This is a genomic window from Algibacter lectus (genome assembly GCF_900112395.1).
GTDB classification, from domain to species: Bacteria; Bacteroidota; Bacteroidia; order Flavobacteriales; family Flavobacteriaceae; genus Algibacter; species Algibacter lectus.
The window spans coordinates 488548-511996 of record NZ_FOLN01000001.1 but is presented as its reverse complement, the minus strand read 5'-3'; the positions used below and the strand labels follow the sequence as shown (position 1 = coordinate 511996).

The window sequence follows — 23449 nt, the reverse complement described above, 5'->3', positions numbered from 1 at the left end:
GTTATTCTACTGATTTTAAATAATGATTTCTAAATACTGAATCTTGTTCGTTAAAATCTTTTGTTGGTATTCCAGAGTTTTTAAGTTTCTGCTCCCATTGTTTTAATCTTTTCTTTAATACTTTCGCTTTTCGTGGATATGTATTTATTAGATTTTCGTTTTCATGGGCTGCTGAAGTAACATCAAATAGGTACTCGTGTTTTCCTGACTTTAAAAATTTATAATCTCCCATTCTTACAGCTGATTGTCCCCAAAACCTCCAAAAAAGGGCTTGATGTGGATCGCCTTTTTTTGTGTTATTTAAGTAGGGGATAAGGTTGGTGCCATCTAACTCATCTGTTTCTGGTAAACCAGCCAAAGCAATGCAGGTTGCGGCAACATCTAGTGAAATAACAGGCTTATCATAAACTAAACCTTTGGGTAAACCTGCTGGCCAATTTATAATATAGGGTATTCTTATGCCTCCTTCCGAGAGCATACCTTTTTCTCCAACCCAAGGTGTGTTTTTAGAGCCATCCCAACCTGGTCCAACACCTGGGGTATCGGCCATGTTTAGTTTTATTGGCGCACCATTATCACTTATAAAAAAGATGACTGTATTTTCGTCTAGCCCCAGTTTTTTTAGGGTCTCTTTTATTTTACCAACACCATCATCTATAGCAGACATCATGGCTAAGCAATATTGTCTTCGTTTTGGCATATCTTCAGGGAAACGATCCATGTATTTTTTTGTAGCCCCTAAAGGTACGTGTGGCGCAAAATAGGATGTATAATAAAAGAACGGCTTGTCTTTGTTATTCTCTATAAATTTTACCGTTGCATCGGTTTGAATATCCAGTCTATAGCCCGCTTGTTTTATCCAATGCGCTTCCATATTTCTTTCTCCGTCTAACGTATAAGTTGTCCAATAGTCTTGAATATAGCCTTGAAATGTGTCATCAAAACCTCTATTAGAACTCATATAAGGTATTTTTCTTTCGAAAGGAATATCACTTGGTTTCACTGTTTTAATATTTAGTTCGGGCATATGTTCTTTTAACCATTTTTCTTGTTGATGGTTAGGTTCTAAATGCCATTTTCCTGTCATACCAGTAACGTATCCTGCTTTTTGCATACGTTGGGATATTAATGTTTCGTCTAAGGGCAACGGTATAGTGCCATTATGATCTAGTCCAAAACGTTGTTGGTATCTACCAGATAATAGTCCTGCTCTAGAAGGAATACATTGTGGAGCGGTTACATAGCCTGCTGTCATTCTAACTCCAGTTTTTGCCAATAAATCAATGTTTGGGGTTTTAATATCATCAACTTGCCCATTTACACCAATGTCGGCGTATCCTTGGTCATCTGTGAAAATGACAATAATATTAGGCTTGGCTTGTGCAAATGTTTGTGCATGAATTAAAAAAAGTAGAATTAAAAAGGAGGTTTTCTTCATATCATTAATATTTAGAATTATATAGGCTTCCTGTAAGTGTTTTAGAGACCTCTAAAGTATTTAGAAAGAATAATAATACTATCATGCCCTTTCTGTAGACGTACCGTATTCAACAGGATAGTTTTTTGAAAAATGCAACGTATTTTTACCTTTGATAAACAGTATTACTATGGAAAAGTGTCTTTTGTTTTTTTTTATATTCCCTATTTGTCTTTTTTCTCAAACTGGCGCTACGACTTTAAATGTAGATACCCAAAAGTATAATCAGATAGAACTAAGTGTTTTAGAGGGTGCTGTATATGATGTTAAGACTTTGGGAGAAGACCCTTATGTATTTATAAAGCCTTTATCTCATAATTTAATTAAAGAAAATAACCAACTTTCGTTTGAGTATTTCTGTCCAACGGGTTTAGACCATATAGAGGTGTATTTTTATCCCTTAGGGGAACAGGTTAAGAGTGTTATGGTTGGTGATATAGGCAGTACCGAAGGATGGGTTTTGTTTAGAATGGATCTTAGTGAATATGTTGGAGAATGGGGAAAGGCAGGAGATTTTTTAAGATTAGATTTTGGAACCGCCCCAGCTTTGAATATTCAAATTAGAAACTTAGAACTTCGGGCTATGAGTGCTAGAGAGTTAGATATTCAATCTAATAAGGAGGCAAAGAAGCAACAGGAATTAAATTTTGAGAATAATTTAAGATTTTATTTGGATAAGGAATTTCCAAATAGCATATCAAATGTTTTGGTTACTAACGACAAAGTGAAATTGGTAGGAGAAATTTCAAAAACAAAAAACTATTATATAGCCGAAATTGATGTTCATGAAAATGGAACAGAATTGGAGAAATTTGAGTTTTTGGAACCTATAAAATCTAAAAACGGGCACTTTGATGTTGAAGTAAATCGCTATGTAAAACGTAATGGATATAAACAAGATAGATTGTTGTCAAAATGGATGATTGTTGAAAAACAAGATAATCAATACAAGGGCGTTTCTCATGCAAGATATACCGATTCTGTTGTTCCGAAATATCGCTACCCATTTGTTAAACCTGCTACTAAAAAAGGGTTGGGAGGTTATAGTATCAATCGGGCAGCGCCATATACCGATTTGGATAGTTTAGGTATTACTAGCGTGACGGTGAATATCATGATAAATAGATTTTTTCGCTCTAGTCCATCGCCCCAAAATATGTCTTTTGAATATATGGGAGAAACCTATTATGTAGATAAAAAAGAAATAGACCGTCAAGATAAAACGTTTTTAAGTACTGCCGCAAGAAATATTGAGGTGTCTGCCATATTACTTGTGGACAAGGCTTCAAAATCTTTAGATAAAAAAATAGGCGCTATTCTAGAGCATCCAGATTGCGATCCTTCTGGTATTTATACCATGCCCAACTTAACCACACCAAAAGGTGTTAGGTATTATGCTGCTGTTTTAGATTTTTTGGCGAATCGCTATATGAGGCCTGATAAAAAATATGGGCGTATCCATCATTGGATAATCCATAACGAAGTGGATGCTGGATGGGTATGGACGAATGCAGGAGAAAAAACCGCTTTAGTTTTTATGGATATATACCATAAATCCATGCGTATGTCTCATAATATTGCAAGAAAATATAATCCCAATTCAAAAGTATTTATAACACTTACTCATTACTGGAATTGGACGTCCAATCCACATTTCTATCATTCTAAAGAACTGCTTGAACAATTGTTACAATACTCTAAATCTGAGGGCGATTTTGAATGGGCTATTGCGCAACACCCTTACCCTGAGTCGTTACGAGAGCCTAAGACTTGGCTCGATAAAAAAGTAAGCTTTGATTTTAATACGAAGCTAATTACTTTTAAGAATTTAGAAGTGCTAGATGCTTGGGTAAAACAGCCTGAAGTCCTTTTTAAAGGACAAAAGAAACGACTTGTATACTTGTCAGAAAACGGAACAAACTCTCCAACTTACAGTGCTCAAGATTTAAAAGAACAAGCGGCAGGCATGGCTTATGCTATGAAAAAGTTGAAGTTTTTAGATGGTATTGATGGTTTTCAATATCATAATTGGCAAGATAATCGTAAAGAAGGCGGACTTCGTATTGGGCTAAGACGTTTTCCTGATGATAAAGAAGACCCTAGTGGTATTAAACCCGTTTGGAAGGTGTATCAAGCCTTTGGTACCGAAAAAGAAGCCGAAGTTTACGACCAGTATAAAGAAATTATTGGAATTGATCATTGGGATGAAATTCATCATAAGGTTCCAATTAAATAGTAAAAACAGGTTATTTAAAATAAAATTCATATTAAATAATATATTTATGACAGTAATAAAAAATAGCATGTACTGCTTAATAGGACTACTCTTGGTAGGTTGCCAATTTAAACAGGACAAAAAAAATAAAGAAGAAGTGGAAGAAATTTCACGTCCCAACATTATTTTTATTCTTGCCGATGACTTTGGTATAATGGATAGCCAGGCTTATGCCAATAAGTTTACGGGCACGCATCCGGATGAAATGTTTTATGAAACTCCAAATATTGACAAACTAGTAAGTGAAGGCACTTCGTTTTCACAAGCTTATGCCAACCAATTATGCTCACCTACACGAGCAAGTATATTAACAGGTAAATATGCTGGACGTGTTGGTTTTACTACAGCAATGCCACCAAGAGCAACTTATTATAATCAAAAAGCAGACGTGCCTAAAGGCTTTTATGTACACGATGTTTTTGAGCATAAAGATAATATTAAGATAGAGCAAGCATTAATAAATGGAATTTCTAATTCGGCAGTTCCAACAGGAAGTGCCATTGATGGAGGTAGAGATGAACTCTCTATAGCAGAAGCTTTGAAAGATTATCATTCAGCTTTTATTGGTAAATGGCATGTGGGTGGTTTTGGAGCAAAAGGGTATCAACCAAAAGACCAAGGTTTTCAACCTTTAGCATGGTATGATGCCGGGGGATCAGCTTATTATAACTGGAAAGGGGCTTGGAATAATAGAACCAATAAAATGTTTCCAAAAGTTTCTCCTGAGGCTCTAGAAATTGGTGATTCGGGAAAAGAAACTAACGAGGATTATTTAACCGATGATCTTACCTCACAGGCGCTTGAATTCATAGAAAATAAAGCTGGAAATACCGATAAACCTTTCTTTTTATATTTTTCACATTTTGCAATTCATACACCGTACCAAGGAAAAGACGACGAAATAACTCATTTTCAAGGTAAAGAAAGTAAAGGATGGAACGGGCATAAGGACCCGGTTTATGCATCTATGATAAAGAGTTTAGATCGTTCCGTTGGTGCTATTTTAAATAAATTAAAAGTATTAAATATAGAAGAAAATACGCTTGTTGTGTTCATGTCTGATAATGGAGGTATAGATGCAGAAGTTACTCCAAATGATAAAGGAACCAATAACGACCCATTTTTAGGAGGAAAGGCATGTGTTACCGAAGGTGGGATTAGAGTTCCTTTAGTTTTTAGATGGAAAGGTAAAGTGCAAGAAGGGAAGTGGGTAGATGTTCCTGTAGACTGTACGGATATTTATCCGTCTCTTTTAGAGGCGGCAGGATATAATTCAAAAGAAATTGTTGCTCAAAATAATTTAGATGGTGAAAGTTTAATAGCTATGCTTTCAGATTTAGATAATGAAAATAAAAGCTATTCAAAAACAACGCATTATTGGCATTATCCGTTTAATGTAATTTATAATAGTCCATATGAGCCTTTTGCGCTTACACCACATTCTGCTATTAGGGATGGTGATTATAAGCTTATTTTTGATTGGTATGGTAGATTGTATTTATATAATTTAGAAAAAGATCCTTTTGAAAAACACAATTTAGCTGAAGAACGCCCAGAATTAAAAAAAGAGATGTTTAATAAATTAATGGATTGGTTAAAACTAAATATAGATAAGCGCTATTGGCCAAGTGTAAATAAAAATTATAATCCTAAAAATGAAGCTAGGGATATACCATTTGTGGATATGTTTTCTTCTTACAAGGAGCAAATATAAACTTTAAGATGATATAAAAAAGTATGGTCTTTAGTCTTATTCTAGAGACCATTTTTTTTAATTATACCATACCTGCATTGAAATGGTATTAAAAAGGATTGTTAAAAGGATATTGCTTGTTGACTTCTAAACACTTAATTTTAGTTAAGTTGGGTTTTGAATTTATAAAAATGTATTACTGAGCCTTCATTAAACCTTCATGCTTTATAGTCCATGAGCCATCATCTGGAAAACCTGGAGCACGTTTATTATTCTCTCCATCCCATCCTGCAGACATCATAGCTATAGCATAAAGTAATCCTCCGTTTCCAGGGAAGTATGCAGCTGCTGGACCTCCAGTATTTATACCACATTTACTATATCTGTTTTTTGGAGAATCCATAAGTAAAGCATTAATGGCTTTTTTAGGTTGACCTGCTCTTGCTGAAGCCATTGCTAACCAAGGAAAATCCCAACCCCAAGTGGTGTTCATTTTCCAATCTGTATTTACTTTATCGATGGTATTATTTAGTATCTCTTTATCAATACCTTCAATTGGTAAAAAAGCCCCAGCTCCAATTACATCAATATGACTTTTATTAAAATCAGTCCACATATTTGGGACATTCTCATACATAACATATAAATCGTCTTTAACAGGAAGAGGTGCTAGGTTTTTTAATACATCCAGCCATTTTTCATTGGTAGGTAATTCCATTCTTTCTCGCCATTTACAGGCAATACCCAATCCATATCTCCAATAAGCGAGTTCAAAAGCTGGATTGATTGTGCTTTCTTTGGTATTATGATTGTTTTCAGCGGCATTTATAAGCCAAGGCCCTAAATCGTATTTTCCAGTTTCTTTATTTTTATAAGCATAGGATGCCATGAAATCAGCTGTTTCGAATACTACATCTTTCCATTTTTGAAGCGTTTGATCTGAAGAATCAATCCGATAGTTTTGTTCAGCATAAAAGATGGGATGTGGTTGCTGCCAAATTAGCCACGGCCCAGTAAATGAAGGTCCGAAACGTCCATCTGGCCCTATCATTTTTGGCCAACGTGTACCTTCATAACCTTGTCTTTTTGCTATTTTTTGTGCGACAGGTATTGATGTCTTATACCAATCTAAGCTACGTTCAAATAAAGGCCACCTGTTCCATAATTGGTAATGGGCACCGTGCCACCAATGCATCTCTAAATGAAATTTACCATACCAACCGCTATTTAATAAAAGACCACTTTCTTGAGGTGGCAAACTTCCTGCTTCATTAACAGCAAGTAAATATTGGGATAAAACGACTCTTCGTTCTAACTCTTTCCATCTAGAATCTTTACTTTCAGATAAATCAATAGCACCGCCAGTACTCCAAAATTGCTCCCAATACTTTTTTGTATCATCCATTGTTACTTCAAAACTTGGATTAGAAGTATCTATAGGAATTTGTGAAAAATGACAATTAAAAGAAAATACATTGGAATTTTCCATAGGTAATAATTCATAAGTATGTTTCGCGGTTTCTTTTAGTTCAACATTATTCTCCCAAGTAAGTTTAGAATTATAACTATCTTTATCTAAGAACCGATTAAACATTACACTTGATTTATTTCTTAAAAGTTGTGTTTCATGTTTATCTGGAGCGTTCCAATCTCCTCCAGATATTTTTTTAGCGTGGCCATAAGGAAAAGAAATTTGAACTGTTAATCGTTTTTCTCTGATAAGTTTTGATTCTACTTTAACGGCAATAGCATCAGATTTAGGATGGCAGATTGTTATAACCTTTACAGGAATACCTTGTATTTTGTAATTACTATATATAACCCCTTGCCATAAATCAAGTTTCTGATTGATTTCAGATAAATCTTGTTTAGCAATTAATTTTCCATCAAGAAGGAAAGACAATTTCCCAAGATTCAATCTATGAGGGTTTTCGCGTAACCATGAAAACAATTCTTTTTGACCAATATTATCAACAGGGTATTCAGCAGTATGATTGTGAACATTAATTCTAGTCATTTTAAAATCAGCTACAGTTTTCCCTTCTGGCAATGGGAAAGAGTGCCATCCCCATTGAGATAAGGTGTTGCCATATAGTGTTTGAAGTCCTGTAACATCAATGCCAAAAGCAATTTCTCCGTTGCCTACTTGAGGGATTTCTGTACTATCTATTTCAGTAAAGATGATATTATGTCTTTTAACTAGTTTTTTTCGATTAATACTAGAATCTTCTGGTTTATCATTACAAGATGTTGCAAAAAAGAATATTGCGAAAACATAAATTATATTCTTTATCATATATTCCATTACGTGTTTTATACTTCTTCCACGTTTATTATGATAGGAGCAGATAAGTAATATACAATACAAAAGTTAGCATATCAAATGCTATTTTGCTGTATTAACAATTAATTAAAATTTAAGCGAAGGATTTCGTGAAAACTACATTTCAAATTTAGAATCGCTTAATACAATTTCATTGTTATACATAGCATCTAATCCCATTTGAACACAAATTGCTGCTTTTGATCCAGTTATGATGTTGGAAACGGGTTCTTTGTTATCTAAGATACTATTTCTAAAATCTGTAAGCGCTTGTTTGCTGGGGTTTTGGTGTGAGATATTAATAGGTTCTCCATAGCCTTTGTCATCTGCTTGCCATGTTGCACCAGAAACACCATCAACATCTTGAAGTTTGGAAGCTTTTGCTTTTTTCTTACTTTCAGGATAAAATTTAGCAGAACTTGTTGTTATAATAAGCGTACCTTTATCTCCAATAACTTTAATTTGATAGCCATCTTTAGCATTATTTAAAATACATGAAAATTTTGCCTCAATACCATTTGGGTAGGTATAAATTAAATGGATGTTATCGAAAGTTTCACGTCCGTCTTTATAATAATCAATACCACCAATACCCATTACCTGTAATGGGTTTTCTTCCAAAACAGTATTAACAAAATCGATTTGATGAGAACATAATTCAGCTATAAGTCCACCTGAAGTTTCTCTGTACATGCGCCAATTTATTGCTTTTTCTAAACTAGGGTCGGGGACAGGTCTTCTCCAAGTAGAATGTCTATTCCATTGGCACTCAAAGGCTGAAATATTTCCAACTTTACCTTCTTTTATAAGTTTGACCACATGGGTATATAATCTAGAACTGTGATATTGATGTCCTGTTTGAAATATAATATTTGACTGTTTAACTTTAGCCACTAAATCATGAATACCTTGATAACCTTTTGCTAAAGTTTTTTCACAATACACATGTTTGCCTGCATCTACAGCATCCATAGCGATTTTAGAATGCTCACTAAATGTTGTGGCAATAACTACAGCATCAATGGCTTTATCGTTTAATAGATCTTTGTAATTAATATATCCTTTGGCTTTTCCTTTGGTACGTGCCAATCCTTTTTCAAGCCGAAATGGGATAACATCACAACAGGCATAAACATTTAAATGTTCAATTTCATTAATAAAAGGAATTAATCCAGAACCTCTGTCTCCAGTTCCAATAACACCTATATTAATGGTTTTACTAGAATTGAAATTAAAACCAACGTTAGCTAAAACCGAAGTACTTGTTGCTAAGGCCGCAGATGCAGCACCTCCTTGTCTTAAAAATTTACGCCTATCCATTTTTTGAAAAATATGTTAAAATTTGATATCCCAACCTGGTTCATAAGTTCTACTCCATAAAGCCATAGCTTCTCTATCGTACATCGTTCCTGTTTTATCATCAATATCGAAACCTTTATTTATTCTGTATGCGACGTTAGCATAATGCACCATAGCCATACTTTTGCTAGCATCATCAATTGGTGCAGTCAATTTAGCTTTTCCACGTATGGTATCAAAAAGATTTTGAACATGTTTGGTTGTTGTACTCCCACCTCCTCCTAGAGCAGTTCCAGATTCAGTTGATTCTGAGTTAAATTCTTTTATTAATTTCCCTGCGCGATTAAACAACACGTATTTACTCCTATCAACAAGTACAGAACCCTCAGTTCCGTAGATTATAGTACCTCTACCTTTTCCGTAAGTGCTATAGCTGTTTCGAGATTTACCATCCCATTTAATGACTCTATTATCGCTAAATTTAAAAGTAGCTTCCATATCATCATACATTTCCCAACCATCATCTTGAAATTGACGTTTTTCAGCTTCAACATAAACTTGCTGCGGAAAATCTACTTGTAATGCCCATCGTGCTACATCCAATTCATGTGTCCCATTATTTCCAGCTTCGGCTGTGCCATATTCCCAACCATACCAATGCCAATTGTAATCCCATGTTTCAGAAGTATAATCACGTCTTGGTGCTGGACCTTGCCACAAATCCCAATCTAAACCATCAGGAATTGCTGCGCTTTTTTGTAATGGCACTTCGCCGCGTCCATTATTATAAAAGGCTACAGCTTTATATGGTTTCCCTATAATTCCATTGTGAATTTCTTTTATAATTTCGATAGTATGACCTGAAGAACGTTGTTGATTCCCCATTTGAACCACTTTATTAAAATGTTTTGAGGCTTTTACTAGTTGTTCATTCTCATTCATATTATGGCTACAAGGTTTTTCAACGTAAACATGTTTACCTGCCTGCATAGCCATTATAGAACCTGGAGTATGCCAATGGTCTGGTGTGGCGTTAATTAAAACATCCACATATTTATCATCTAATACTTTTCTAATGTTATTTTCTAATTTAGGATTGTAATCGATATGAGCTCTAAATGCTTTTAAGCCTTTAATACGTTGACTTTCCATAACATCACATAAATACAATAATTTCGCATTGCTATCTTTTAAAGCTATGGGTTGTTTAAAACCACCCATTCTACGTCCTAAACCTGCAATGGCAACATTTATGCGTTCGTTAGAACCCATAATGTTATTGTAACTTTTAGCAGACATAGCCATTGCTGAACTACCTATAGTTACGGCAGCACCAGCCAATGTTGTTTTTTTAATAAAATTTCTTCTTGACGACATAGGTTTAAAGTGATTTAATTTTTATGTTTTTGAAGGCAACACGATCGCCATGATCTTGCAATAAAACTTGCCCTTTTTCAAGTACACCAAAACCTGGCCACTTTGCATATTTACTTTCAGCAACCAATTTTAAGAATGCTTTGCTTCCACGGTTATATTCTAAAACTTTCATACCATTTAACCAGTGTTCTACATGGTTATTTTTTGAGATGATGTGCGCCGTATTCCATTCGCCAATAGCATGCATTGGTTTCTTTGGATTAGCTTCAATTAAATCGTAAAGCGAGCAAGCCGTTCTACTACGTTCATGGCTTCCTAATTTAGCATCAGGATGAACGGCATCGTCTAATATTTGATATTCTAATCCTATTGAAGATCCTGGGCCTTTATTAATATTGGTGTCTACATAATATTTAATACCACTATTAGCGCCTTTAGTTAGTTTGAAATCGACTTTTAATTCAAAATCTCCGTATAATTCTTCAGTAACAATATCGCCACCAGCAGCAGATTCAGCACCACCAGATGAAAGTACAATTAATTCGCCATCTATAATCTCCCAACCTTGTTTTGGAAAACTATCTAGTTTAGCACCACGCCAGCCCTTTGTGGTTTTTCCATCCCATAGCATTTTCCAACCTGATTCCCCTTCGTATATGGTTAATTGGTTTTTTGTAATTATTGGTTTTAAAGGTGTTTTTTTAGAATATTTATATAAATCTTCTGTTAGGATTTTTATATTTTTCCATGAGATAGTTGTGCCTTCTTTTTGTGGAGGACGAATTCTATGAACTTGTAAACCAATAAAACCAGAAGCTGTTTTATCATCTATAAGATAAGAGGCAGGAACGTTGTTAATCCAAGTTTTAATTGTATCGCCAATAGCTTCAATACGGTAATGATTCCAATCATTTTGTTTAAACGCTTTTTGGGCGTTTACATTATCTTTTAAAGGGTTTAACCATCGTCTTCTTCCTTCATCATAAATACCAGCACTCCACGCACGTTTTGATGGATCAATTTCTATTTGATACCCATGTACTTGTCCGTTTCTATAATAAGGAAAACTATTACTTCGTATTTGAATTCCCGAATTCATACTTGGGTCTACTTTATATTCTAATTCTAATATAAAGTTACCATAGTGCTCATTTGTGGTTAGAAAAGTATTAGGCGTGTTATTTACAGTTTTCCCAGTTATAATACCATCAGCAACGCTATAAGTAGCTTTTCCGCCTTTTATATTCCATCCGTTTGTGGTATTTCCATCTATCAATAATTTCCAAGGGATATTATCTTTTTTTTCTTGCGAACAACCGGAAAATGAAATGGTAGTAAAAACGACTACTACTAGATTTATAAATTTGAAAGTATTTAGTTTCATATAAAGCTTGTTTTTGGTTTATAGGTTTAATGGCGATTATTCTATAATCAGTTTTTTAGTTATCCCATCTATTTTTATTAAGTACGTACCTTTAGTTCCAATTTTAGCTGTTGGGATTGATATTTCTTTAACAATTTCTTTTGATGAGTAAACAAGGGAACCAAGTGTATTATAAATTCTGATTTTAGAATCTGTTTTAAAACTGTCTAATATAATGTTTATACTATCTTTAGTCGGATTAGGAAAAAGTTGAAAAGTCCCTTGGTTTGTAATATTAAAATCAGAAGTGGAAAGTAAATTGTTATAGTAAGAATCAAGTTGTGCAAAGGCGGTTTTTATTTGAGCAGGCGTACCTTGTACCATTATAACTTCTTGGCGAACCTTTTCATAAATTCCGTCATAGGCTCCTGTTAGTTTTGACCTGTTAATCAAGCCGTTTAATTCACTTCTAAAGCCAATCCATGCCATTGTTGGTGTTCTTCTAGGTTGGTCATTAAAAAAGCTGCTACTTGTTCTGTTGTCGGTATAAGCAATTGTATTGTCGCTTTCATTAATGCCCACAATATTATTGGTGTTAATTTCAGAATTTGGCAAGTAAAACCCCAAAGCTTTTCCTGTGTTTTCATCATTAGAATCGGCAATAATGAAGTTAAGCTTATAATCTTCTATATATTCTCTATTCACTCTTGTACGTTCCTCAACTTCCCAAACACCAGCTTGTGTTTGTTTGTATCTATATCCTGGATCCCAAATAGCAACATCGCTTCTTATACTCCAAGAAAGCGAAATACTATTTAAATTATCAATATCACCAGGATAAATTCCAACTGGATTAACAACAGAAATATCTGCTAAAAACTTATCGTCATTCCATTCGCCTACTACTTTTAGAGCGACCTCATTAAATTGTTTCATTGCCGCTTTTGGCTCGGTAGAAGATCTTACAAAACGATATTCAAAATAATGACGAATAGCTGGTGCAGAAACGCCTGCGATAGTTGTATAGTCTTCATATTCTCCATAGAAATCAAAATCACTATGTACTTCGGCTGATTGATTTGTGAAAACTTGGCCATCAATGGTAACAGAGAGGCTAGATTCGTTAAGACCATCTTGATCTGTATTTCCACCATCAACAATGTTAGGATGATCAGGTGTAATATTTTCCCATTGTGTGAAGTCAAAATGGCCATCTCCATTATACAAAGCACAGCCTCTACTGGGAATTACCAATTTACTACTTGATACCGTTGTAATAATGCATTCGGTTCCTGAATTGTCACTAAAACCTGCTTGGGTTGGATTGTATTGACCACCTCTTCCCAGATCACGAATGGAAGATTGTCCTCCACGACCGTATTTTTGCGCTTGCACGCCCATGATATTTCCAAGTCCTGGGATTGTAATTCCTGTGATATAGCCGCCACCAAAACTGTTGATACCAATGATGAACCCATTAGCGTTAATACTATGCGTAATATCTCTTCGTTTATCGAGATTATTATTAATGATTTTAAAGTCTTGCGCGTATCCAAAATCTCCTATAAATAAGAGGATAATTACTACTGAAACTTTTTTCATTTTAAGCTATTTTTTTTATGAGAAGACAATGGTCTTCCTAATTGTAAAAATAAACAGCTTTATTAAAATAATTATCCTGTCGAATCTGTGGAAATGAATTATTTAAAGAAGTAGGATTTTCTATTATTTCTAATAATTAATTTCGAATTAAAGCGACCAAGCTCTTCCATTAAGCACATCTTCTAAAGGCATACAGCTTATGTGAACTCCAGGAACTGGATCGTAATTTAACACCGTTTCGCCAACTTTTTCGGACGTAAAATATCCAAATAAAGTATATGTTCTCACAGATATCAAAAACTTATATAAGGCACGGTTTTCTATTTTTGGATTTGTCAATTTTTCAATAGGAAGTCTTTGTTCTTTAAAAACAGTTGCAGTTTCTTCATCAGAAATGTCGAAGTAAGATGCTAAAAGCGTTTCAAACTGTTCTTTGTCGCCTTTTGCAACTTCAGAACCAAACTGAGTTTTAAATTTTTTAGAAAAAATTGAAGCTCCTTTTTTAAATTGGTCTTGATTTTCTTTTATCTCAATGTCTTGATACATCATATCTAAAAATTGAGGCACATTAACATCTAAAGCACCAGGCGTATCAGAAGCTGGTAAAATAATATCTACCAACTGGGTTACCATATGTTTTTCTTCAGAAGATAAAAATAGAGGAGACCAAGTGTCAGCTTCGGCGGTGCAAGCAGATAACATATTAAAAATAGTTGGTGCTGCCACGGTGTAGCCCAAACTCATGGTTAAATTTTTTAAAGCTGTTCTTCTGTTCATGATCTTAAGCGTTTTTATTTTTTTTGAACTCGATTGCAGCATGGTTCGCAGCTCTAGCCGTTAAAGCCATATAAGTTAGTGATGGGTTTTGACACGCAGATGACGTCATACAAGCGCCATCAGTCATATATACATTTGGTACTGCATGTATTTGATTATGCTTGTTTAAAACAGATGTTTTAGGGTCTTTTCCCATTCTAGCAGTGCCCATTTCATGAATGCAGGCGCCCAAAATAGCTTCTCCTTCATGACCTCTCACATTTTTATAACCTGCAGCTTTTAACATGGCAACCGCTTGGGCTTTCATATCTTTTCGCATGTTACGTTCGTTTTCTTTTATTTCAGCATCAAAAGTTATCGTTGGTAAGCCCCATTCATCTAGCTTATTGTAATCTAGTATCATTCTGTTTTCATGATATGGTAAGCATTCTCCAAATCCACTCATGCCTATGCGCCATGGACCTGGTTTTAAAGCTTTTTCTTTTAGAGCTTTTCCATAGCTTAATTCTGCTACAGCATGCTGCCAATTGGTTCTACTAGCGCCCCCTTGATAACCAAACCCACGAACATAGTTTTTAGTATTCGTTTTGTCATCTCCAAGATTTTTAAATCGAGGGATGTAAAATCCGTTTGGACGTCTGCCTTTATAATATTTATCATCAAAACCTTCAACTTCTGCTGATGCTCCAATAGCATAATGATGATCCATAAGATTATGCCCAAGTTCGCCACTATCATTACCCATGCCATTAGGGAATCGTTTCGATTTAGATTGCATTAAAATACTAGTAGAAGCGATAGCAGAAGCACAATTAAAAATAATAGCTGCTTTGAAAAATATTTTTTCTTTGGTGTTTGCGTCAATAACTTTTACACCCGAGGCTAATCCTGTTTTTTCATCATAAGCAATTTCGTAAGCTATAGAATCTGGTCGCAAGTGCATATTGCCTGTGCGTTCTGCTGCTGGTAATGTTGAAGAGTTACTACTAAAGTAACCTCCAAAAGGACAACCACGAACACAGCGTGCTCTAAATTGGCAGTTTGAACGGCCTTCATGCATAGCGTTTCCTGTTAAATGCGCCACACGACCAATAGTTAGTAATCTATCATCATCAAATTCGTCTTTTAATTTTTCTTGTAAATCTAACTCCACACAATTTAGTTCCATAGGATCTGATAGTTTTCCATCAGGTAAATGCGATAAGCCTAAATTTTGACCAGAAACACCTATGAATTTTTCAACTTTGTCGTACCAAGGTTCAATATCTTTATAACGTATGGGCCAATCCACACCATGTCCATCTTTTTTGTTGGCTTCAAAATCCATTTCGCTCCAACGGTAACTTTGTTTACCCCACATAATGGAGCGTCCACCAACATGGTAGCCTCTTATCCAATCAAATTTTTTAGATTCATTATACGGGTGCTCCTCATAATTTGCAAACCAATGTTTTGAATATTGATTGATAAAACCACTTCTACGGTTTTTTGTATGTCCTTTTATATCACCATCGGTAAATTTACCTCGGTGTTTTAAATCCCATGGGTCTAAATGCATGGTAGGGTAGTCTTCAATATGTTTTACCATTCTACCTCGGTCAAGGACTAGCGTTTTTAATCCATTCTCACAAAGCTCTTTTGCAGCCCAACCTCCGCTTATTCCTGTGCCAATTACAATGGCATCGTAGGTGGTTGGGTATTCAGTAATTACTTTTTTAGACATAAATTGTTTTGAGTGCTAATTTTAATTGAAATGTTTAATATTTTCTCTTTTAAACTTTATAATTAAAAGGAATTATTCATCATGTTATAAAAGTAAAGCGCTTTATTAAATTATTTATCCTGTAGAATCTGTAGATCATATCAATATAATTTTTCATATTAATGGATTTTAGACATGATTTTACAGGATGGTTTTTAACCTGAAATTTATTTTATTTATAAGATAAAACAAGAGCATAATGCATCAAACTAAAAGAAATACGAATATCAGAAACCTATTATTTATTTTAACTAGCCTTTTTTTTTGTGTTTTAGTCTTCGCACAAACAAACAGAAAGACTATAGTATCTATAAAAGGTAATCAGTTCTATATTAATAATCAATTAACGTATAAAGGGCGATTTTGGGAAGGCAATAAAATTGAAGGATTACTTATGAATTCCAGAATGGTTCAGGGAATTTTTGATGATTTGAATCCTGAGACTGTAGATGTGTTTAAGTATCCAGATACTCAAAAATGGGATGCGAATAGAAATACCAATGAGTTTATTGCAAATATGGCTGAATGGCATAAACACGGTCTATTAGCGTTCTCATTAAATCTGCAAGGTGGTGGGCCATTTGGATATAAAAACCACAATTGGATTAATTCTACTTTTGATGAAAAAGGAAATTTGAGACCAGCTTATATGGCACGTCTTGAAAAAGTATTGAACAAAGCTGATGATTTGGGGATGGTGGTTATTTTGGGGTATTTTTACTTTAGGCAAGATGAAGATTTAGAAGATGAAATAGCTGTATTGAATGCTACAGAAAATATAACTGCATGGATTCTTCAGAAGGGGTATAAAAATATTCTTATCGAAATTAATAATGAATGTAACGGGCCTTACGATCACACCATTCTTACACAACCTCGAGTACACGAACTCATTCAACGCGTAAAGAAAATGAGTAATAATAAATTACTGGTAACAACGAGTTACGGAGGCGGGATTATTCCGCAGGAAAATGTACTTAAAGTGTCAGATTTTATTTTAATTCATGGCAATGGTGTTCATGAACCTTCTGGAATTACCGACATGGTTGAAAAAACAAAAAATGTAGCTGGATTTTCAAACCAACCGATTCTGTTTACAGAGGATGACCATTTTGATTTTGACGCAGATCACTACAATTTTAAAGCAGCAATAGAATCGTATGCCTCTTGGGGGTATTTTGATTTCCGTTTGGATGGAGAAGGTTTTGAAGATGGTTATCAAAGTGTACCAATAGATTGGGGAATTAATTCACCTAGAAAAAAAGCCTTCTTTAAAAAACTCAAAGAAATTACTGGTTTTTAGAGACTATTATAGTATCAAAGTTTCTCTGGTTTTTTTGTTATGATAAGTGAAAATCACCGTTTACTATTTGAAAGTCTAGTTTCTCTCAGTATGACTTTTCTGAATTAAAATCTAGATTAACTTTGACTTTAATCTAAAAAATATTTTATGAAAAATATTATGACTTTAACTCTGTTAATCTTTTTTCAATGCTCTTTTTGTCAGGGAATTAAGGGTGTAAATGGTCAGTTAAAGCATTCATTAAAAGGAAAAAAAGTGATTGATTCAAAATTAGAAATTAATCAAACATTTTTTTTATTGGGAACGCTGAGTGATTATATGGGGAGGTTTAGTTATGTTGAAGAAAAAAATCAATTTGATAGATATTATGTATTTGAAAAGCCTTTGATTCGTTGTATAGATAGTATTGCTAAAAAATATTTTAATACAAATATTATAGAGAAAGACAATAAGTTGTATTCTGAAAAGCTGTCGAGATTAATGAATACGTTTTATGATGATAACAATTTAATATATAGTCGCTTTAAAAATAATAATGATAAGGTTTCTTTCATATTAGGAGTTTATTACCGAAACGGAATGCATATAAAGGATGATATTTATAAAATTCAATTAGCAAACTCACCAAAACATAAAAACTGCTATGATTTTTTAAAAGAACTTGGTTGCGAAAGTGTCTTCTTTAAAAGATTAAACAATATTCCAACCCAATACAAGATTTATTTTAAAGCAACAGATGCAATAAAAGCATACATTCAAAAAATTGAAACGGAACATTCCAAATTATTTAATGAAAAAATTTTAGAATACGAAAAATCAATAGGTTTACCTATCGAGGAGATAATAAAAAGTCTGCACAAAAATGATAATCTTATAATTGAGTTAATGAAATAATGCAACACAACAAAATCTCTGTAATTTAGTTAAACTGAATCCAATCAACGGATAATTCAGAATCATCCTTTGTGTCAAAAATGAGCCATAACGCATGTTTTCCTTCTTTAGCATCAACCTTTGCAGAAAAAGTTGTCCATGGTCCTTCAGGCGATGCATCAACATTTGCAATGGCAATACGTTTATTCCAAGGACCGTCCTGTATTAGGTGAATTTTAGCCGGGCCTCCTTTTAATTGTACTCTAATTTTAATTTCTTTCTCTTCGCCTGTAAACTGTAGATATCTATAAACAGCTCTGTCTTGAGGCTTGATTTTAGTAAGAACTTCATTGTCTTTGCCTAAAGCTTCAATTCTCACATTACCATGCAGAGTACAAGCTCTTTCAGCATCAAGAATAGATTTTGGGTCTAATGGAGGTCCTGCGCCTTGGGTAGTCATCTCAACTTCTTGTATAATGCCGTCTTCTTAAAAAAAAATATGGGTTCTACATAAGCTTTACGCATTTTAACTGTTCCGTTTGTGGATCTATGATAGAATACATACCATTGCTTATTGAATTTTACAACCGACCCATGATTGTTCCAAACCTCTGGGTCTGAATGGTTATTGTCAATGATGTCAGCACCTTCAGGTTGTTTTGGATCGCTTAGGCAATATATAAATAATATTTTCCATCTTTATAAATGGCATCTGGTGCATATAGGCGACTGTCATTATAAGGGATTTTATCTCCCTCTCCTTTTGATTTGAAAATAGTCTAATTCATCATGTCATCTGATGATAGCATATGGTGCGTATGAGAACAATAATAATCTACACTTTCATCCACAGAGCCATAAACATAAACACGTCCATCTTTCCAAACATGAGCCAAAGGATCTGCAAGGTATATTCTTGGAGGCGATATTGGGTTTTGACCAAATAGATTAATTAGACCTAATCCGGATATTAATAAGGCGAAAGAAATTCTGCGTATTACTCGATTCATCTATCTATTTTTGAAGTAATTAGATATTTGCCAGCGTTAAGTGTTAGTTTTTCGCCTATGCCTTGGGCGTCTGTAATCTTGTTAGTTTCTACTTTAAATTCTTTTGAATCTTTTTGAATATTAATAAGCTTACCTTGAACTCTTAACCTAGCTTCGGCACCTGCAGGAATTTCAACTTGCCATGTTAAGGTAGATTTATTCTGATTCCAAGAACTTTCAATCATGCCCATTGGAGATGAAAAACGGTATTTAACCCATTCTAATTCAGGAATAATCTGTGGTTCTAAATCAATCAAGCGATAACCTGTTAGTTTTGAATTAGGCTTAATTCCCGCTAACCCTTTATAAAACCAACTGACAAAGGCCGCTTGAAACGGATGGCTCATAGATTGTTTATAATTATCTAAGTTCTCGTTTTCGGTTGGCCAGACTTCCCAAAACGTGGTAGCGCCTTTACTCATAAGATGTTTAAAACTGGGTGCCTTTTCATTTTGAAGCGCTTTCCAAATAGTTTCATGATATCCAAATTTCCCAAGTACAGGCCACAGAGAAGGCATACCAAAAACGCCTGTTTCAAAGTGATAACCAGCATCAATAACCTGTTGGTTTAGATTTTCTGCAGCTTTTGCTTGATGCTCTGGTGCTAGAATATCCCAATCTACAGCAATGGCATTAATAGTCTGGTCTGGTATCAATAGTCTGTCTTTTCCGTAGAAAGCATTTGTAAAGGCAGTACGAATATCATTAGCGAGTTTATTGAAATACAAATAATCTTTTTGATTACCGATAAGTTGAGCTGCATCAGCAGTAATTCTTGCAGAACGGTAATAGCATGCAGAGGATAGCATGGGTGTTATTTTACCATATATTTCACGTTCGGTTTTTTCTTCTATATTGTTTGTAATAGGTTTACACCAATCGCCCATACCAGAATGTACAATGCTGTTTGTTGAAATACCTTGTAAATGTTCTGTCCATTGTTTTATGGAATTATAATGCTCTTTTAATGATCTTATATCTCCTGTATGTACATAAATATCCCATGGTATAAATGCGATGGCACTTCCCCAATCGGGAGAACCTTCACCAATAAATCGTTTACCTGGAGCAACCATAGTAGGGATGCCAGATTTTTTTATCTGTTTTGTACGTTCGCCAAATTCATCTCCAAAGCATAACATAGGTGCTGAAACTTCTGCTGTTGTTGCAATATCGGTCGTGTATTTCCGCCACATATTTGAGGCATCAAAACGATACATGGTGTAAGGCACGGTTAAATGCGCGTCTCCTGTCCAACCACAACGTTCGCGAACAGGGCAATCCATAGGTATTCCCAATACACCACCAGATTGTGTCCAATGTGCCATGTCAAAAATTTGATTTAGAGTATCGTCTGAAGATGAAAACTCCCCAGTTACAGCCATATCTGTATGAACTACCATACCTTGAAGTAAATCTTTTGTTGGTATTTTATTTTTTAATTCGCCATTGCTTATGGTTACTTCAGCAAAACGAAATCCGTGATAGGTAAACCGAGGTTCCCAAATTTCTTCGCCTTCGCCTTTAGTAATGTAGGTATCTGTTTGAATGACTTTAGTAGCTCTAACGCCACTTGTAGCAAAGTTTAATTCTCCTGATGATAATTTGTCTTCTGCAAAGCGAATAGTGATTTTGCTATTAGGTGTTGCATCAATCTTCATTTTTGCCCATCCCACAAGATTTTGCCCAAAGTCAAAAATCCAAGTGTTTGGATGTAATTGTTTAATCTCTTTTACAGTTACGGTGTCTGTTATGCGACAAGGCGGTAGCTGTTGTGCAACTAATGTTCTGCCTGGTGTAGTTTCTATTTTTACAGGTTTCCAGTTACTAGTGTCGTTTTGATTTTTAGCCCACAAAGGGTCATATAGATTAGCATTATAGTTCTCGCCAGCATAAACATTAGAGGCTGTGATAGCACTAGATTTACAAAGCCAGTTTTCATCTGTTGAAATGATAGAGGTGCTGCCATCATCAAAAGTGATTTCGAGTTGCGCGAGTACTTTTGGTTGTCCGTAACTCAATCCGTTTGCTCCCCAAACTTTATCTTGGTTGTAAAAGCCATCGCCTAACCAAAAGCCTAACGTGTTTTGACCTTGATTTATTAATGTACTGACATCATGAACAACATAAAAACTTCGGATATTGTAATCTGTTTGAGCAGGTTGTAATAATTCGTTGCCTATTTTTTTTCCGTTTAGCCAACTTTCATGCATGCCTAATCCGCAAACGTAAAGTCTGGCTTTGGTAATGGTTTTATTTATTTCAAATGAATTTCGAAACCAAGGCGCCGATTTTTGGCGAAGTTCAGGTTGCATACCAATCCATTTTCCTGACCAATCTGAATTATTTTTTAAACCAATTTCAAAATGAAAAGTCTCGCTCCATGCACCGCGACTATCATCCTCTAATACGGCTCTTACCCGCCATAAAGCAACGGTTCGTGATGGAAGTTTTGAAGCATCAAAATAGAACCAAGGGCCATTTTCGATTTTAGTAACCGTTAATTCGAGGAGATTTCCGTTGTTGTTTTCTAAGTCCGTTTTGTTGTCAGCAACAAGCAATTCATAACCAATGACTTTTTTTTCTGATATCTTGGTAATAGGTTGCCATGAAAACTTTGGTGTGACTTCATCTGTGACTATCCATTGGTCAAAACCTTCAACTTTTAATTGCGTTATTTCGCCTTCTAGAACTGAAGGTTTATTGCATCCATAAAGCAAGATTAGTAGCGTTAGGATTGAAAAGGTATATAACTTAAAGTCGTTTTTCATTATTGAATATTATGTTTTACTGAATTTGTGAATGCTCTTTCTAAACTATGGTTTGATTTTGGATTCCATAATCGAGAAATTCTCAAGTAATTTTGGAGGTCCACTAAGCGATTCGTCATCATTAACTTCTATCATTCGTTTTGAAATCAGTTTGCGTAATGATTTTAGTTTTTTTGAATTTTCTGGATTGCCCGCAAGATTGTTTTGTTCAAAAGGGTCTAATTCAATATTATACAATTCTTCAGCAGGATTTGTGTGATAATCTTTTAAAAAAGCAGCAGCAGCTGGGTCTGTTTTTGCTGCTTCAATATAAGAACTCCAATGATGACCAGCATGATTGGCATGTAGTTTTGTCATTGGTACTTCTGTAGCCCATGCATCAGTATGGGTTGTATAGGCAAACTCTGGGTGTAAATTTAAAATGTATTTCCAATGGCCAACTCTTACAGAACGAATAGGGTATACATTTTTTTCTTTATCACCTTTATGAGTGGCATAAATAGCTTTTCTAAGTTTGGTTTTCTTTCCGATAAGGACCTTAGCAAATGATTTGCCGTCAATATTTTTTGGTGTTTTTCCGTCGGCTATGTCAATAAGTGTAGGAACAATATCAATCCAACTGACCATTGCATTAGTGCTTGTTTTGGGTTTGATTTTCCCAGGCCAAGATACAATTAATGGAGAGCGAATCCCTGTTTCGTAAAGTGACCATTTGGCAAAAGGCCATGCCATGCCGTGGTCTGAGGTGTAGAGGGTCATCGTAATATCAGGGTTCAAATAGGTTTTAGCTATTTTTCTGATGCTTCCAAGTTTTATGTCGACATTTTCAACAGCTTGTATGTATCTGCTCATTTCTAACTGCGCTTCGGGTGTTGTGTAAATTCTTTTATTAATAACAACATCTTCAGGTTTAATTCTTGATTCTCCGGCAGGGGGGAAAGGTGTATGCGTGTCAATGCATCCAATAAATAAAGCTAATGGACGTGTGTCTTTTCTGTTTTTAAGAAAATTTGCTACAACACTCATTTTTGTGTCTTTTCGAGGGGATCTTTTAAGAACTTTTACATTGTTAGGTATGTAGCCTCCATGATGGTTTTTTCCTCCGTGGGCTACCTTACCTTGAAAAACGACTTCATACCCTTGGTCAATCAGGCTAGGAATCAGCGACTGAACACCTTGTTTTAAGTTCATTTCATGATTTCCTACAATACCATTATTATAAGGCATCAAGCCCGTAAATAATGCAGCTCTACTGGGTGCGCAGGCTGGTGAAGCAACATATGCATTATCAAACCGCATCCCTTCATCTGCCAGTTTTTGCATATTTGGTGTTTGTATTATAGTAGAACCATAGGGTGTAGAATGCAATACGCCATGATCGTCTGCAATTACGATTACAAAGTTTAGTTTTTTAGCTTGTGAAAAGCAGAAACTATAGGCTAGTAAAAAGCAAAACCAAATTATTTTTTTTATTATTATCATAATTTTATTTAGAACTATTTTAA

At 34.8% G+C, this 23449-nt stretch carries 16 protein-coding genes; 4 read left to right on the top strand and 12 right to left on the bottom strand.

The genetic code is table 11. From position 1 onward, the window contains the following. Nucleotide 1 precedes the first annotated feature (1 nt). Complete coding sequence (locus BM246_RS01780) at nt 2-1438, bottom strand: sulfatase family protein (RefSeq protein WP_074935534.1); 1437 nt, start codon at nt 1436-1438, stop codon at nt 2-4. A gap of 169 nt (nt 1439-1607) precedes the next feature. On the opposite strand from BM246_RS01780, the gene BM246_RS01775 reads away from it, so the two are divergent. Next, nucleotides 1608-3713, top strand: a complete 2106-nt coding sequence (locus BM246_RS01775) for a DUF5722 domain-containing protein (protein WP_074935533.1) — start codon at nt 1608-1610, stop codon at nt 3711-3713. A gap of 46 nt (nt 3714-3759) precedes the next feature. Further along, entirely contained in the window at nt 3760-5466 is a 1707-nt protein-coding gene (locus BM246_RS01770; RefSeq protein ID WP_074935532.1) for a sulfatase, read from the top strand. A 175-nt stretch (nt 5467-5641) separates the two neighbouring features. Here BM246_RS01770 and BM246_RS01765 read toward each other — a convergent pair whose 3' ends face one another. From BM246_RS01765 to BM246_RS01735, 7 genes are all read right to left on the bottom strand, one after another. Then, nucleotides 5642-7741, bottom strand: coding sequence for a glycoside hydrolase family 65 protein (locus BM246_RS01765; protein WP_083415678.1), 2100 nt, complete (start codon nt 7739-7741; stop codon nt 5642-5644). Nucleotides 7742-7885: 144 nt separating this feature from the next. Beyond that, nucleotides 7886-9088 carry a Gfo/Idh/MocA family protein gene (locus tag BM246_RS01760; RefSeq protein ID WP_074935531.1) on the bottom strand — a complete coding sequence of 401 codons (1203 nt, stop codon included), beginning with the start codon at nt 9086-9088 and terminating at the stop codon, nt 7886-7888. 15 nt (nt 9089-9103) lie between these two features. Next, nucleotides 9104-10444: a Gfo/Idh/MocA family protein gene (locus BM246_RS01755; protein WP_074935530.1), complete on the bottom strand. Its 1341-nt coding sequence runs from the start codon at nt 10442-10444 to the stop codon at nt 9104-9106. A 4-nt stretch (nt 10445-10448) separates the two neighbouring features. Next, nucleotides 10449-11828: a 3-keto-disaccharide hydrolase gene (locus BM246_RS01750; protein WP_074935529.1), complete on the bottom strand. Its 1380-nt coding sequence runs from the start codon at nt 11826-11828 to the stop codon at nt 10449-10451. Nucleotides 11829-11864: 36 nt separating this feature from the next. Continuing rightward, nucleotides 11865-13409, bottom strand: coding sequence for a T9SS type A sorting domain-containing protein (locus tag BM246_RS01745; protein ID WP_074935528.1), 1545 nt, complete (start codon nt 13407-13409; stop codon nt 11865-11867). 147 nt (nt 13410-13556) lie between these two features. Then, nucleotides 13557-14186, bottom strand: a complete 630-nt coding sequence (locus BM246_RS01740; protein ID WP_175489763.1) for a gluconate 2-dehydrogenase subunit 3 family protein — start codon at nt 14184-14186, stop codon at nt 13557-13559. 4 nt (nt 14187-14190) lie between these two features. After that, the gene (locus BM246_RS01735; RefSeq protein WP_074935526.1) at nt 14191-15909 is read right to left on the bottom strand and encodes a GMC oxidoreductase; all 1719 of its coding nucleotides are present in this window, start codon (nt 15907-15909) and stop codon (nt 14191-14193) included. A 433-nt stretch (nt 15910-16342) separates the two neighbouring features. Here BM246_RS01735 and BM246_RS01730 point away from each other — a divergent pair, with 433 nt between their 5' ends. Next, the gene (locus BM246_RS01730) at nt 16343-17251 is read left to right on the top strand and encodes a hypothetical protein (RefSeq protein WP_231961797.1); all 909 of its coding nucleotides are present in this window, start codon (nt 16343-16345) and stop codon (nt 17249-17251) included. A 147-nt stretch (nt 17252-17398) separates the two neighbouring features. Beyond that, nucleotides 17399-18145 carry a hypothetical protein gene (locus BM246_RS01725; protein ID WP_074935524.1) on the top strand — a complete coding sequence of 249 codons (747 nt, stop codon included), beginning with the start codon at nt 17399-17401 and terminating at the stop codon, nt 18143-18145. 25 nt (nt 18146-18170) lie between these two features. Here the strand turns inward: BM246_RS01725 and BM246_RS01720 are convergent, their stop codons facing one another. The 4 genes from BM246_RS01720 to BM246_RS01710 all read right to left on the bottom strand — a co-directional run bounded on the left by BM246_RS01720 (nt 18171) and on the right by BM246_RS01710 (nt 23426). Beyond that, a complete protein-coding gene (locus BM246_RS01720; RefSeq protein WP_074935523.1) occupies nt 18171-18584 on the bottom strand; it encodes a carbohydrate-binding protein in 414 nt (137 codons plus the stop codon). A 319-nt stretch (nt 18585-18903) separates the two neighbouring features. Beyond that, entirely contained in the window at nt 18904-19134 is a 231-nt protein-coding gene (locus BM246_RS19815) for a hypothetical protein (protein WP_139221826.1), read from the bottom strand. Continuing rightward, the gene (locus tag BM246_RS01715; protein WP_083415677.1) at nt 19131-21944 is read right to left on the bottom strand and encodes an alpha-L-rhamnosidase; all 2814 of its coding nucleotides are present in this window, start codon (nt 21942-21944) and stop codon (nt 19131-19133) included. Before BM246_RS01715 ends, BM246_RS19815 begins: the two co-directional genes overlap by 4 nt. Nucleotides 21945-21989: 45 nt before the next feature. Next, nucleotides 21990-23426: a sulfatase family protein gene (locus BM246_RS01710; protein ID WP_074935521.1), complete on the bottom strand. Its 1437-nt coding sequence runs from the start codon at nt 23424-23426 to the stop codon at nt 21990-21992. Nucleotides 23427-23449: the final 23 nt, after the last annotated feature.

Bases quoted from the DNA above. Each gene is read 5' to 3' on its own strand.
- BM246_RS01715 (WP_083415677.1), bottom strand. From the start codon at position 21,944: ATGAAAAACGACTTTAAGTTATATACCTTTTCAATCCTAACGCTACTA.
- BM246_RS01730 (WP_231961797.1), top strand. From the start codon at position 16,343: ATGAATTCCAGAATGGTTCAGGGAATTTTTGATGATTTGAATCCTGAG.
- BM246_RS01770 (WP_074935532.1), top strand. From the start codon at position 3,760: ATGACAGTAATAAAAAATAGCATGTACTGCTTAATAGGACTACTCTTG.
- BM246_RS01755 (WP_074935530.1), bottom strand. From the start codon at position 10,444: ATGTCGTCAAGAAGAAATTTTATTAAAAAAACAACATTGGCTGGTGCT.
- BM246_RS19815 (WP_139221826.1), bottom strand. From the start codon at position 19,134: ATGAATCGAGTAATACGCAGAATTTCTTTCGCCTTATTAATATCCGGA.
- BM246_RS01750 (WP_074935529.1), bottom strand. From the start codon at position 11,828: ATGAAACTAAATACTTTCAAATTTATAAATCTAGTAGTAGTCGTTTTT.
- BM246_RS01765 (WP_083415678.1), bottom strand. From the start codon at position 7,741: ATGATAAAGAATATAATTTATGTTTTCGCAATATTCTTTTTTGCAACA.
- BM246_RS01735 (WP_074935526.1), bottom strand. From the start codon at position 15,909: ATGTCTAAAAAAGTAATTACTGAATACCCAACCACCTACGATGCCATT.
- BM246_RS01710 (WP_074935521.1), bottom strand. From the start codon at position 23,426: ATGATAATAATAAAAAAAATAATTTGGTTTTGCTTTTTACTAGCCTAT.
- BM246_RS01745 (WP_074935528.1), bottom strand. From the start codon at position 13,409: ATGAAAAAAGTTTCAGTAGTAATTATCCTCTTATTTATAGGAGATTTT.
- BM246_RS01760 (WP_074935531.1), bottom strand. From the start codon at position 9,088: ATGGATAGGCGTAAATTTTTAAGACAAGGAGGTGCTGCATCTGCGGCC.
- BM246_RS01780 (WP_074935534.1), bottom strand. From the start codon at position 1,438: ATGAAGAAAACCTCCTTTTTAATTCTACTTTTTTTAATTCATGCACAA.
- BM246_RS01725 (WP_074935524.1), top strand. From the start codon at position 17,399: ATGAAAAATATTATGACTTTAACTCTGTTAATCTTTTTTCAATGCTCT.
- BM246_RS01740 (WP_175489763.1), bottom strand. From the start codon at position 14,186: ATGAACAGAAGAACAGCTTTAAAAAATTTAACCATGAGTTTGGGCTAC.
- BM246_RS01775 (WP_074935533.1), top strand. From the start codon at position 1,608: ATGGAAAAGTGTCTTTTGTTTTTTTTTATATTCCCTATTTGTCTTTTT.
- BM246_RS01720 (WP_074935523.1), bottom strand. From the start codon at position 18,584: ATGACTACCCAAGGCGCAGGACCTCCATTAGACCCAAAATCTATTCTT.